Raw genomic sequence first — 13,742 nt, forward strand, 5'->3', positions numbered from 1 at the left:
GTTTGCGAAAGAAGCGGCGCATCCTGCCCGTTCAGGAGTCACGTGCGCATAAACACCACATGTAACACCAAATGTAAAAGAATGGGGGTTGTACGATGATTAAAGCACCAAAAGAAAGATGGACATTCATGCTGATCTGTCTGGCTCTGCTGCTGGTGATGACAGCCTGCGGCGGCAATGGAGGGGGCAATCCGCCGGGGAATACGCCTGGGGATACAGGTCCCGGGAACGGGGAAGGCCCTAATGTAGAAGCAGTAGGGGAAGAGGAGATTGCTCCTGAGGAGGGAGCGAAGCTGGTCGTATGGGAAGCAAAGGAGCAGTTGGAGTATATGCAGCAGCTTGCGCAGGCTTTTGAAGCTGAATATGGCATCCCGGTTACGGTCGAGGAACTGGCCGGCGGGCAGCAGGGCGGACGCCTGGCAACCGACGGCCCGTCCAAGCTGGCCGCGGATGTACTGACGCTGCCGCATGATCAGATCGGCCAGGCGGTTAAGGCGGGACTGCTGCTGCCAAACGATCTGTTCGAAGAGGAAACGCGCGCATCCATGGTTGAAGCGGCGCTGGAGGCCTCGTCCTATGAAGGGGTGCTGTACGGCTACCCCAAATCGGTAGAAACCTATGGCTTGTTTTATAATAAGGACCTGATGCCTGAAGCGCCGAAGACATGGGATGATGTGATCGAGTTTGCCAAAACCTATAATGATCCGAAGACGAATAAATACGCGGTCATGTGGGAGTTCGTCGGCTATTACACGTATCCGTTCATCGGCAGCTTCGGCGGATATATCTTTGGCGACAACAATACGAATCCTGAAGATATCGGGCTCAACAAGGAAGGAGCGATCGAAGGCTTCACCTTCTTGCGGAGTCTGCGCGACATTTTGCCAATGAAGGCGGGGGATGTGACCTATGATGTGAAGACCCAGCTGTTCCAGGAAGGCAAGCTGGCTCTGAATATCGATGGCCCATGGTCGGTTGCGGCCTTCAAGGATAAGGTCAACTTTGGCGTCGCACCGCTGCCTGCAACGCCTGACGGCCAGCCTTCGCTCTCCTTCTCCGGGGTGAAGGCGTATTATGTCAATTCGTATAGCCGTTATCCGATCGCTGCGAGGATGTTTGCGCATTTTGCCAGCAGCAAGGAAAATCAGCTGAAAAACTATGAGATGACCGGTGCGATTCCGGCCCATATCGAAGCCGGGGAGGCGCCCGAGCTGCAGAACGATCCAATTATGAGCGGGTTCTTCCAGCAGTTCCAGCAGTCCGTCCCGATGCCGTCGGTAGCCGAGATCAATTCGGTATGGGACCCGCTCAAGGCAGCGTTCATCTCTGTATGGGATGATCCGAACCTTGATGTGAAGCAGACGCTTGATCAGACAGTAAGGACGATTCAGGCGGATATCGATGCGAAATAACATGGAAGGTGGTTAACGGAATGCAGAGCAGAACAAAAGCCGTTATCCTTTCCATCCTCATGATGGGTCTGGGGCAGATCTATAATCGCCAGTATGTCAAAGGACTGCTGCTGCTATGCGGTAATGCGGCCGGGGTATACGGCATAGTGTTTCATCTGAAGGATTACGTATACGGCCTGATTACACTGGGGGTTGAGCCGAGCAGAATGGTCAAGACAGGCAAGCTGACCAAGATGGTGGAGGGCGACCATTCGATCTTCATGATGGTGGACGGCCTGATGGCGGTGCTGGCCCTTCTGCTCTTCGCAGTGGTCTATCTGCTTAATATCAGGGATGCTTACCTGGTCGGGCGCTCGCGCGACCAGGGGGAGCAGCCCCATCATTTCATTGAGTCGCTGCGGGAGCTTAACCGCAAGCACTTTGCCTATCTTGTGCTGGCGCTGCCGGCAGTGTCTGTGCTGTTCCTGACGATTTTGCCGATTATCTTTTCCATCCTGCTGGCTTTTACGAATTATGCCGATCCGATCCTGCCGCCGGCCAATCTGATCGATTGGGTAGGCTTTGACAATTTTGCCAAGATGGTCAATCTGAAGGTATGGAGCACGACCTTCGTCGGTGTGCTGACCTGGACGCTCACCTGGGCCGTAATTGCCACCTTCACCACCTATGTCGGCGGTGTCCTAGTGGCGGTGCTCATTCAACAGCCGGGCATCCGGTTCAAGAAGCTGTGGCGTACAATGCTGGTCATTCCGTTTGCAATCCCGAACATGATTTCGCTGCTTGTGATGCGCAATATGTTCAACAGCCAGTTCGGTCCGGTGAACGGTTATTTGCGGTCGATGGGACTGGAGGGGCTGCCGTGGCTGACGGACCCGTTCTGGGCCAAGGTGACGGTCATTCTGGCCAATATGTGGCTGGGCATTCCGGTCACGATGATTCTGGCGATCGGGGTGCTGACGACGATCCCCAAAGATATGTACGAAGCGGCGGAGGTGGATGGCGCAGGGTCATTCCAAAAGTTCCGCATGATCACGCTGCCGATGGTGCTGTTTGCAACAGCGCCCATTCTGATTATGCAATTTGCCGGCAATATTAACAGCTTCAACGTTATTTATCTGCTGACGAGCGGCGATCCGGTCAACTCCAATTACCAGTATGCCGGCCATACCGACCTGCTCGTTACCTGGCTCTACAAGCTGGCGCTTAACCAGTCACAGTACAGCTTCGCATCAGTGATCGGCATCGTTATTTTCCTGCTCGTAGCGACGTTCTCCATCTGGAGCTACCGCAGAACCAGATCCTATAAAGAGGAGGACATGATCGCATGAACAGACGGGCGGTCGCCAAGGCAAAATTATCAATCAGCTACGCTTTGCTGGTGCTTCTCAGCTGCATCAGCCTGTTTCCGGCCCTCTGGATTATTATGTCCTCGCTCAAGACGGGCAACAGCTTGTTCAGCGATACGCTGATTCCGCGGGAATTCACTCTGGAGCATTACCGCAATCTGTTTCAAAATACGCGTTACCCGTTATGGTTCATCAATACGCTCAAGATTGCCTCGCTGTCCACGGTGCTCGGCACCTTCTTGCTGCTGCTTTCCTCCTACGCCATCTCCCGGTACCGGTTTGCCGGCCGCAAAGCGACCCTGTCCACACTGCTGGTGCTGCAGATGTTCCCGGGCTTTATGGCAATGATCGCGATCTATGTGCTGCTTAATACGATGAATCTGCTCAATTCTCACTGGGCGCTTGTGCTCGTCTACAGCAGCGGAGCAATTATTACGAACGTATTTGTCGCCAAAGGCTTCTTCGATACGATCCCCCGCAGCCTGGAGGATGCGGCGCGCATCGACGGTGCAAGCCATATGAGATTGTTTTTCTCAATCATGATTCCGCTGTCGCGGCCAATGCTGACCTATGCCAGCCTGATGATCTTCAATGGCAGCTTCGTCGATTTTATTTTTGCCGATCTGGTGCTGCGCACAGAGGAGCAGCGCACGCTCGCCGTCGGCCTGTATCAGATGGTAAGCCAGCGGAATTCGACTGAATTTACATTGTTTGCCGCAGGGGCGGTGTTGGTCGCTCTCCCGGTGACGCTGCTGTTTCTGTTCCTGCAGCGCTTCCTGGTCGAGGGCTTGACTGCAGGAGCCTCCAAAGGGTAGCCTCCGCCCAGCTTCTTGGCGTCAGACAGCAACAAGCCTTCCGATCCACCGCAGCGGTGGGCCGGAAGGCTTGTTGGAGTGCGCCCGGCATGGGCTATACTTGGCGGCGAAAGTCCGCTGCAGGCTATTGAATGTGGCTTTCTTCTTTAAGTACGAGCATGGTCGCTAGTTGTCGGAAAAACGCTTGTTCGCTTCATACTGGCCGTACAATTGTCCGCAGGCGGCGTCAATCTCCACACCGAAAGATTGACGTATGGTTGCCTTGAATCCCGCTTGCTTGATTTGCTGGTAAAAAGAACGGATATCATGCTCTTCAGGACGCTTGTAATCGTCCGCTACACCCAAGGCCGGATTGTAACGAATAAGATTTAGGTGATAAAGCTGCTTCAGGTCCATTCTTTTCCTTAAAATCGAAATCAGCTTCTTGGCATGATCCGGCGAATCATTCACCCCGGGAAGCAGGACGTAAGCAATGTATACTTTTCTCCCCGTCATTTTCACATGCTCATCTAATACTTCCAGCACGTCTGCCAGGGGATATTTTTTGTTGATCGGCATCAATTCGCTTCTTTGATCGTCAAAAGGAGAGTGGAGCGAGAAGGTGAGATGAATTTGCGGAAATTGCCGCGTCAGCTTCTGAATTCCCGGAATGATGCCGATGGTGGAAACCGTAAGTCTCCTTTGACTTAATCCGAATAATTCCGGTTCGGTCAATGTTCGGATGGCGGTAAAAGTATGCGGATTAGCCAGCGCTTCTCCCATCCCCATGAAGGAGATGCTGTCCAGGGAACGATTCTTTAATGTGAAATATAAAATTTGATCGGTGATCTCGTCGGCCGTCAGGTTTCGCTTCAATCCGATCGTACCGGTAGCGCAAAAACGGCAGCCGAAGCCGCAACCGGATTGGGAAGAGATGCAAAACGATTCCCAGCCTGCACGGTATTTCATTGCCACAGTTTCTACTTTATCTCCCCCGGACAGTTCAAAGAGCACCTTGTCCGCCTGTGGCGACGATGTTTGCGCAACAGGTTTAATTCCAAGAATGCTGCTGCCGAATTGTTCGACGATTTTCTCGCGCAACCTTTTTGGCAATACGGTCATGTTTTCGAATTGATGTATTTTTTGTTTGAATATCGCTTGCGCGATTTGGGTAAACCTGAATTTCGGCTCGTTCTCGGCATGCAGCAATTGCTGCAATTGCCCATATTTTGTTGCAATCTTTTCACTAGATAACTGATGGAATGTACCTTTGGTCATGAAAACTCCTCCTTATAATCCGCTTCATTTCCCGGATAGGAGGAGGCTCCATACGCCAATAAGATACACCCCTCATGCAAGGGGAATCTAAAGGAGTATCTGAAAAAGCCCATACGTATCCTATCCGGAAAAAAGCGTAAATTAGTTACGAATTTTTTCGTCTGGATAGGATTAGTTGTACATCGTCTTGGGGCTCACCCTTTCTGTTGCTGATGAACGTCAAAAAAGCCTCTTGTCCGCATCATTCCCGGACAGGAGGCTTCATACGCGAAATAGAGACCGCCCCTCATTAAAGGGGGGAGAAATCTCGCAAATGTATACAAAAGCCCATACTTATCCTGTCCGGAAAATATACCTATTCACGAAGCATTCGTGTGGACAGGATTAGTTGTACATTGGCCTGAGTTCATCCTTTCAGTTTGAATTACTAGTCTAATTTATCATAAATCCGGTATGGATTCAAGCTCATAAAACGGTGTCAAAATGGCTATGAAACTCCCGAATCATTCGCCAAAGCTGTTCGCAAACAGCATGGTGTTACTCCAAGTGAAGCCTTAAAAGGGATCAGTGCAAGTTATATTAAACAAAAATCAATCCGAAAAGCTGCTTCTCCTTACATTAGAATTGATTAAACAAAAACACGGAGAACTCAAGATCAACTAAGAACGGAACCACCTAATTATTTGTCGTTAATGGTGGTGACGTTCAGCAAATTACAATTAAACTAATCTGCCCGTTAGCTAAATAAGGCGACGGATCTGTATCCTGGGTTTGGAGTGGGAACGGGGATCTAACTGGATTTCATGCAGCTAGTTTGTGAGCTAGAGGTTAGTTTCGAAAACTACCTTGGAAATCCGTCTATTCCACCGTCTGCTGGTGCCGTTGCAAGTGGAATGGCGCGTCTAACTGTATTTTGTACAGGTAGATTCAAGCGAATGGGCGAAAACGATCAAACTAACTGGATAAACTACAGTTAAAATGGGCAACTTTGGGCGAAACGGCTGTTTTGGCGCAAACTAGCTGTAGGTTTTCCAGTTAGTTTCCATATTTCTTCCGAATATAGAAATCTAACTGTATGAAATCCACTTAGAATATATGGGAGAGTCTAAAAGTTTCATTCATTTTCCATTAAATGTAAGTTTAATGCAGGCAAATCCCTATTAACCACAACAGGAGTGGACGATGGACGAAAGTTAAGTCGGAGGAGCGGATCAGTGACGGAATAGCAATCGATAAGAAATGTAATCTGTTGATCTTGTATAATATAGAGCTAAATAGAGAGTCTCTTCGATTCATTATAATGAAAAGGAACGATGAAGATGAATGACAAATCGAAAAGAACGGACACTGCTTCGAGAAACATTCAGGTGCCTCCGCAAGCAATCTATCGGGCATATATGGACCCGAAGGCGCTCGTTGCCTGGCTTCCTCCGAAAGGAATGGAAGGCCGAATCGATGCGTTCGAAGCTCGGGTAGGCGGGATATATCGCATGACGCTTACCTATATCGGCTCGGACCATCCGACGGGCAAATCTTCGGAAAATGCGGATGTGGCGCAGGGAGAATTCCTCGAGCTCGTCCCGGATAAGCGGATCGTGCAACGGATCGTGTTCGATTCAGAGGATCCTGCGTTCGCCGGAGCCATGATCATGACCTGGCATCTGGACGAGGTTCCGGGCGGCACCGAAGTGACGATTGTGTGCGAGAATGTGCCCGAAGGCATCCGTCAAGAAGATCATGAAGCCGGGATGAGTTCCACGCTGGCCAATCTTGCCGCATTTCTCGAGTGAATATATGGAATGTAAGACGTCTGGTAATCGAAACAAGAGGAAATAGCAGTGTTGAAGGGGAGTTTTTTACGCAGCGTATCGGAGGAGAAGAGTGGAATACCTCGGGCATCATGAATATTTCCAGAGTGATCGCCCTCGCCTCCGATGAATGCGTTGATTACAAAGTTTGGGAAGGCTGTTTATTTTTAATCCGTTGCTAGAACGACAGGGTCGCTATAAATACAGTTACTCCCCATAAGAACAATCCTCCGTAAGTTACCACATACACCCAAACGGCTAACCCCTCAGCGTAGCCTTTTGGAAGCACTCCGAAAAATTGAAGAGCTGTCATGAAACTAATTAGAACTGTCACGATCCCAACTGACCATCCTGATATGATTAATAACCATTTGGGCAGTTTCTCCCCCCAGGAAGTCACGAAAGCTAAAGCAAATAAAGAGGCCAGTATCGCCAAAATAGCTGTGAAGTCTATTCCGACGGTATATAACGTGTATAGAAAAGCAGGTCCTTCCTTTAAAGTATCACCAAACCCCGCCACATCTTGTACAGCTTGTTCTGTAGTAAGTCCTATCGTAAATCCCCATGCCCAAAGCGATTTTAAAATCGCATACGGCAGCAGCGCAAAAGCTGCGACATAGCCCCATCTTTTAGACAAATAAGTTTTATCAGCTATATCTGACTTCATATCTTTCTCATTTGTTATGCTCAAAAGACAATCTCCCTTCTAAACTAAGAAATGAAACCTATCAGTTTTCAATACTACTCAAAAAAACGAGTTTTCAAAATTCTCTATTTTGACACGCTTGATGATCTTGTTTTCTGTTTCAAAAGACCAGCTATCCAGGTTTAGTTCCCTTCCGATAGCTTTCTATATAATGAAGCCCTCGACACTATCTGTCTATTACACTTGTATAAAATAGCATACACTTTATTGAAATATAATTGAACTAAATTAATTGAATAATTGCGGAAATGAGATGATGCTGTATGAAAAAGGGGGATCTGAATGTTCAAAATTGGGGATTCGCCAAATTGAGCGGTATCTTATGTTTGCGAGACGTTGCCAATAAACAAACCGCTCCAAGAAGCGCAGAACATCCGTTAACGATTTGGTGCTAATGTTACCTAAGTCTCTCTTTAGTACATTGAATCGTCGAGGAGCTGTAGCAAGTGCACCGATGAAAATCGTTGAGGGGAAAATCACAATGCGTACGATTGTAATAGCCGGAGGAACCGATGGGATTGGAAGAGAATTAGCCTTACAACTTTTACGTAATGGGGAGCATGTCATTATTATCGGTCGCAGTTCTGAGAAAGGCGAAGAATTGCGACTAGAGGCTGCCCGCTTAGATGGGGAAGACAGATTCTTATTTCTCCAAGCAGATTTAAGCCTCGTCTCTGAAAATATCCGGATAGTCAACGAAGTACAAGCTGTTGAAAATATTGGTCAAGCTCATTTATAAAATAACTGGTCTGCCTGTCCACAAAGCAGTAGAACCCGTTCTTCATTTCATAAAGTCGCCGCCTAAAGGTCCGCTAACTGCTTATAAACAAAACAAGAAATTAGATATGGCTCAAGTTATATTAAACAAAAATCAATCCGAAAGGCTGCTTCGCCTCACATTAGAATTGATTAATCAAAAACACGGAGAACTTAAGATCAACTAAGTATGGGACAGCCTAAATATTTGCCGTTACTAGCGGTACGGCTCAGCAAATTCCAAATAATTTAAGAAGCATGATGGGAGTCCCTTCGCGGACTCTTTTCTCTTTTTACATTTTCGCAACGCCTGGGTTTGGAGTGGGCATGGGATCTAACTGGATTTCATCAGATTGTTGAAAAAGCATCTACGCTCTCGTATCCATCTCTTGAGTAATCAAAATAAAGATACAGATGCGCGAAGGTTGGCGCGAACGAGTGCGTTTTTGTACGAAAAATCGTACAGATAGACATGCGTTGCCGCGAATGTCCTGCATTTGTATGAAATATCGTCCAAACAGCCGTGCACAGCCGTGAATGTCTTGCTTTTGTATGAAATATCGTACAAATGACGAAAATTTCCGCGACCGATTTTTTCAACAGTCTGAGTAGTTCCATCTATTCTAGTCCATCTGCCCCATTCGCTCCAATTTACCTACACAAAATACAGTTAGCCTCATTCATGGATTCTTTTGGATTGCTCGAAAACACCGTTTTTGGATATATATAACCAATCCATCTATTGATATACTAGCATAGTGTTCTTCATCCATGCAATGTGACACAGGCTGAACAATTCCTAAGTACAAGCCCGCAATTTAACTGACGTACAGTCTGTTTGTACATAGAGAAGGAGGAATGTCGATGTTTAAAGTTTTGGTATCGGATCCGATCAGTGATTTTGGATTGCAGCAACTGACGCGTGCTGCGGATGTGGAAGTCGACAAAATAACAGGACTCGGCGAGGAAGAGCTTATTTCCATTATCCGTCCCTATGATGCGCTGCTCGTCCGTTCTCAAACGAAAGTCACTCGGCGTATCGTGGAAGCCGGTGTTCAATTGAAAGTCATTGGCCGGGCAGGGGTTGGTGTGGATAACATTGATTTGGATGCTGCAACGAGCCAAGGAATTGTCGTGGTCAATGCACCCGATGGCAATACGGTCACAACGTGCGAGCATACCTTTGCGATGATGATGGCATTGGCCCGGCATATTCCGCAGGCCTATGCCCAAACCGTTGCCGGGCATTGGGACCGCAAATCATTCCTTGGCGTTGAATTGCGACACAAGATACTCGGTGTGCTCGGGCTTGGCCGAATTGGGATCGAAGTGGCCAAACGCGCAGCGGCTTTTGGGATGACCGTTATCGGCTACGATCCCTTTCTACCTGAAGAAAAGGCAAACAAACTGGGCATCAAGCTGACGACAGTAGATGAAGTCATACGGACAGCTGATTTCATGACCGTTCATACGCCGCTAACGAATGAAACGCATCATATGATTGCGGGACCGCAATTTGACGTCATGAAACGGGGAATGCGGATCGTCAACTGCGCCCGCGGGGGGATTATTGACGAGGCGGCTCTTGTTGAGGCGCTCGACGAAGGGATTGTGGCAGGCGCCGCTTTTGATGTATTTGAACACGAGCCTCCGGCGCCGGATCACCCGTTCTTAAGGCATCCCAAAATAATTGTTACCCCGCACTTGGGCGCGTCTACTTTGGAAGCACAAGAGAATGTAGCCGTTGATGTCTCCGAGCAAGTCATCCATATCCTGCGGCATGAACCGTTTAAAAATGCAGTCAATATGCCGGCCGTTCCGACCGACTTGCTGAACAAATTACAACCCTACTTCACATTGTGCGAACAATTGGGAAAAGCGATTGCCCAGATGACCGATGGCGCCGTATGTCAAGTCACAGTCGAATGTTCAGGCGAACTTGCTGATCTGGATATATCGCCACTAACCCCTTATGTGATTAAAGGTATACTTTCTCACCATCTCGGTGCGGAACAAGTCAATGTCGTCAATGCCATTCACTTGGCGAAGTTTCGTGACATTCATCTTGTGGAGCGCAAATCTCTGTTAACCCAAAGCTCGTCCAGCGAGATTACGATTCGATTAAAGACGGCAATCGAGGAGAGATGGGTGACAGGGTCTGCGCTGCCCAGCGTCGGGGAACGTCTTGTCCGAATCGGTCCCTATCCGGTTGAAATTTCACCTGATGGATTTGTTTTGTTAATTTCACAGAAGGATAGGCCGGGCATCATTGGGCGTGTTGGAACATTGCTCGGGGATAGCGGCATTAATATTGCCACGATGCAAGTGGGCCGCAACGAAGCTGGCGGTTCGGCGGTCATGATATTAAAAATCGATAAAAAAGCACCCAAGAACGTGATGGAATCGTTATACGCAATACCGGAAATTAAGCGCGTACGGGAGATCGCCTTTGATTAATTTAACAATGTGGCGGATAAAGGGATGCAGGGAGCCTAAATTAACAGGATCATTTACAAACGTGGAGTAGAAAGAGGGTAAGAGACATGGGGAATCCAGTTGAAGAGAATCTCAAAACCGTGAAACAGCAGATGAAATTGGCATGCCGAGCTTCCGGGCGCAAGATCGAGGACGTGCAATTGTTGTTGGCGACCAAAACCGTACCGCTTGAAAAGCTGCAAATGGCCATGCAAGCGGGTGCAGCTCTCTTTGGAGAAAACAAAGCGCAGGAACTGCGGGGGAAATTTCCACTTATGCAGCAGTATAATCAGGTGGAATGGCATTTTATCGGACATCTGCAAACGAATAAAGTAAAGGACGTTATCAAATATGTTACGCTCATTCATTCTGTGGACCGTTTGAAATTGGGGCAGGTTTTGCACAATCAGCTCGTTAAAGAAAACAAGACTATGGATATTCTGATACAAATCAATACGTCCTACGAAGAAAGCAAATTTGGCGCTCCGCCGGAATCGGCATTGGAATTGGCTTAGGGAGAAGAAGCTTCCACGGGTAGAAATGGATATCCTCTCCATGGGCATGTCTGGTGATTTTAAGGTAGCCATCGAAGAAGGAGCTACCATCATTCGCGTAGGAACAAGTGTATTCGGCCAACGTTACTTGCCGGACAGTTATTACTGGAATGAAGACGCGAGTCAGGTCGATTAGGGGAGAGGCAGGAGAAAAGATATGAACACAACATCACCTTCGCTGCGCGGCCGTGATTGGATATCGCCGACCATAGCCGCTTTAATATCTGTCATTGTCAACTATGGGGGCACCTTTATTCTCGTGTTTCAGGCAGCAAAAGTCGCAGGCCTAAGTCCCGAAATGACCGCCTCATGGATATGGTCGATCTCCATTGGTGTAGGTATAACCGGGATATGGCTAAGTTATCGATACCGGGAACCAATTATTACGGCTTGGTCAACACCAGGTGTGGCATTTCTCGTTTCGGCATTAGCGGTAACCCCTTATCCGGAAGCCATTGGCGCTTACATTATCTCGGCTCTAGCATTTATTGTTCTAGGGTTATCGGGCATGTTTGAACGTTTCGTCCGGCTTATTCCTTCGGGTATCGCTTCCGGGCTGCTAGCAGGCATTTTACTGCAGTTTGGCATTTCGGCCTTCGGAGGGGTGCAAGTTGACCCATTGCTTGTCGTTATACTGTTTGCCGCTTATGTCGTGCTGAGACGGTTTACATCCCGCTATGCGATTGTAGGCATACTGGCCATCGGACTGGTGCATTTGATCAGTACGGGGAAAGCGGATTTCAGCACGATCCGATTGGCGATTGCCTCACCCGTATTTGTCGTTCCGGAGTTTTCGTTACATGCCATACTGGGCGTTGCATTGCCGTTGTTTATTATTACATTGACGGGACAATACATGCCTGGAATGCTCGTATTGCGGAATGATGGGTTTAAGACGAGCGCGAATCCGATTTTGACCATAACGGGTTTGGGCTCGCTTCTTGCAGCGCCATTCGGCTCGCACGCTTTTAATGTAGCAGCTATTACAGCAGCGATTTGCACAGGGAAGGATGCGCATGAGGATTCGACAAAACGTTATATTGCAGGCATTGCCTGTGGCATTTTCTATATTGTTGTCGGCATTTTTGGCGTGACATTGGCCGCTTTATTTCTGATCCTTCCTGCAACCTTTATTGCAACGTTAGCGGGATTGGCATTGCTTGGCACCATTGGCGGCAGCCTTGCGGGCGCTTTAACGGATCCGAAGGGACGCGAGACCGCATTGATTACATTTTTAGCAACAGCCGCGAATGTGACCTTGCTTGGTGTCGGCGGCGCATTTTGGGGACTTGTCGCGGGTTTGGCAGCACATCTGTTTATTCATGGGAAATTTCACAAAAAGCAATACAGACCGAGTGGAGTGCAACAAGCCGAACAAAAACAATAGGAGTCGGGAAATAATTTATAAGAAAGTGGTGGTTATGCTGAGGAAGAGTTATTTATTTCCTACCTATAATAAATTCCCGCTCACACTGGTGAAGGGAAATCAAACGACACTGTGGGATGATGAAGGGAAATCCTATTTGGATTTTATGACGGGCCTCGCCGTTTGTAATTTGGGTCACGTCCCGGATCGGGTAAAGGCGCGAATTCAGGAACAACTGGAGCAATTATGGCATGTATCCAATTTGTTTCATATCCCGACGCAGGAAGAGCTTGCCGAGAAACTTGCGGCAATCAGCTGTGCGGATCTCGTTTTTTTCTGTAATAGCGGCGCTGAAGCAAACGAAGCGGCTATCAAATGTGCTCGCAGGTATCACCAACGTGTGCTTGGGAATGAGAGATACGAAATTATTACGTTTGAACAATCGTTCCATGGCCGTACACTTGCGACCTTGACTGCTACAGGACAAGAGAAAGTCAAGGATGGCTATCTTCCACTTCCGGAAGGGTTTGTGCATGCCCGCTTTAATGATATCCAGAGTGTAAGAAGCAGGATTACGCAGAAAACGGCTGCTGTCATGCTGGAACTGGTGCAGGGAGAGAGCGGCGTTCATCTTGCGGAACGAGAATTCGTGCTTGAACTGGCCAAGTTGTGCGAGGAAAAGGGAATTCTCCTGATCGTCGATGAAGTGCAAACCGGAATAGGAAGAACGGGGAGCATGTTTGCCTACGAGCATTATGGAATCGAGCCGGATATTATCACGCTGGCGAAGGGATTGGCTAGCGGTCTGCCGATTGGGGCTATGATGGGAAAGGCAAAACTAGAGGGTGCCTTTTCAGCCGGAAGCCATGCATCCACGTTTGGCGGTTCACCTCTTCCCACGGCAGCCGGGCTGGCGACTATTGAAACATTGATGGAGGACGGGTTGTTCGAACGGGCAAAAAAAGCGGGGGCGTATGCCTTGGACAAGCTGGAAAATGATTTAAAAGTTTATCCTGTCATTCGTGCAGTACGGGGGTTAGGACTGCTCATTGGTATTGAGTGTTCGGAACCTGTTGCGCCAATCATTCAGAAATTACATCAGAACGGACTGCTTGTCTTGCCGGGAGGAACCCACGTGATCCGATTGATGCCAAGTTTATACGTAACCAGCGACGAAATAGATCAAGCGGTCCATATATTAGGTCATGTTCTGAAGGAACCGGACGGCAGCACGAATGGACTATAAG

At 48.3% G+C, this 13,742-nt stretch carries 10 protein-coding genes and 1 pseudogene; 9 read left to right on the forward strand and 2 right to left on the reverse strand.

The window, feature by feature from the left end:
* The first annotated feature begins 95 nt into the window (after positions 1 to 95).
* The 3 genes from ACFQ03_RS02090 to ACFQ03_RS02100 are packed head-to-tail and all read left to right on the forward strand — an operon-like array spanning position 96 to position 3,573.
* Positions 96 to 1,412 (forward strand): sugar ABC transporter substrate-binding protein, encoded by a 1,317-nt coding sequence (locus ACFQ03_RS02090; protein ID WP_144938581.1) that lies wholly within the window; start codon positions 96 to 98, stop codon positions 1,410 to 1,412.
* 20 nt (positions 1,413 to 1,432) lie between these two features.
* Complete coding sequence (locus ACFQ03_RS02095) at positions 1,433 to 2,740, forward strand: sugar ABC transporter permease (protein WP_144938578.1); 1,308 nt, start codon at positions 1,433 to 1,435, stop codon at positions 2,738 to 2,740.
* Positions 2,737 to 3,573, forward strand: coding sequence for a sugar ABC transporter permease (locus ACFQ03_RS02100; RefSeq protein WP_144938575.1), 837 nt, complete (start codon positions 2,737 to 2,739; stop codon positions 3,571 to 3,573). The genes ACFQ03_RS02095 and ACFQ03_RS02100 overlap by 4 nt, the downstream gene beginning before the upstream one ends.
* Before the next feature lie 165 nt (positions 3,574 to 3,738).
* On the opposite strand, the gene ACFQ03_RS02105 is transcribed toward ACFQ03_RS02100, so the two are convergent.
* Complete coding sequence (locus ACFQ03_RS02105; protein ID WP_144938572.1) at positions 3,739 to 4,830, reverse strand: Cfr family 23S rRNA (adenine(2503)-C(8))-methyltransferase; 1,092 nt, start codon at positions 4,828 to 4,830, stop codon at positions 3,739 to 3,741.
* A 1,319-nt stretch (positions 4,831 to 6,149) separates the two neighbouring features.
* Here ACFQ03_RS02105 and ACFQ03_RS02110 point away from each other — a divergent pair.
* Positions 6,150 to 6,620 (forward strand): SRPBCC family protein, encoded by a 471-nt coding sequence (locus ACFQ03_RS02110; protein WP_379285732.1) that lies wholly within the window; start codon positions 6,150 to 6,152, stop codon positions 6,618 to 6,620.
* Positions 6,621 to 6,816: 196 nt separating this feature from the next.
* On the opposite strand, the gene ACFQ03_RS02115 is transcribed toward ACFQ03_RS02110, so the two are convergent.
* Positions 6,817 to 7,329: a hypothetical protein gene (locus ACFQ03_RS02115; RefSeq protein ID WP_379285734.1), complete on the reverse strand. Its 513-nt coding sequence runs from the start codon at positions 7,327 to 7,329 to the stop codon at positions 6,817 to 6,819.
* A gap of 496 nt (positions 7,330 to 7,825) precedes the next feature.
* Here ACFQ03_RS02115 and ACFQ03_RS02120 point away from each other — a divergent pair, with 496 nt between their 5' ends.
* The 5 genes and pseudogenes from ACFQ03_RS02120 to ACFQ03_RS02140 all read left to right on the forward strand — a co-directional run bounded on the left by ACFQ03_RS02120 (position 7,826) and on the right by ACFQ03_RS02140 (position 13,741).
* Positions 7,826 to 8,083: an SDR family NAD(P)-dependent oxidoreductase gene (locus ACFQ03_RS02120; RefSeq protein WP_379285736.1), complete on the forward strand. Its 258-nt coding sequence runs from the start codon at positions 7,826 to 7,828 to the stop codon at positions 8,081 to 8,083.
* Positions 8,084 to 8,964: 881 nt separating this feature from the next.
* Positions 8,965 to 10,557 (forward strand): phosphoglycerate dehydrogenase, encoded by a 1,593-nt coding sequence (gene serA / locus ACFQ03_RS02125; RefSeq protein ID WP_379285738.1) that lies wholly within the window; start codon positions 8,965 to 8,967, stop codon positions 10,555 to 10,557.
* Between the two features lie 86 nt (positions 10,558 to 10,643).
* A pseudogene (locus tag ACFQ03_RS02130) lies at positions 10,644 to 11,265 on the forward strand (YggS family pyridoxal phosphate-dependent enzyme).
* Positions 11,266 to 11,286: 21 nt separating this feature from the next.
* On the forward strand, positions 11,287 to 12,516 hold the full coding sequence (locus tag ACFQ03_RS02135) for a benzoate/H(+) symporter BenE family transporter (RefSeq protein ID WP_379285740.1): 1,230 nt from the start codon (positions 11,287 to 11,289) through the stop codon (positions 12,514 to 12,516).
* Positions 12,517 to 12,550: 34 nt separating this feature from the next.
* Positions 12,551 to 13,741, forward strand: a complete 1,191-nt coding sequence (locus tag ACFQ03_RS02140) for an acetylornithine transaminase (RefSeq protein WP_379285742.1) — start codon at positions 12,551 to 12,553, stop codon at positions 13,739 to 13,741.
* Position 13,742: the final 1 nt, after the last annotated feature.

The sequence above is a fragment of the Paenibacillus residui genome, from assembly GCF_042677205.1.
GTDB lineage: Bacteria > Bacillota > Bacilli > Paenibacillales > NBRC-103111 > Paenibacillus_L > Paenibacillus_L residui.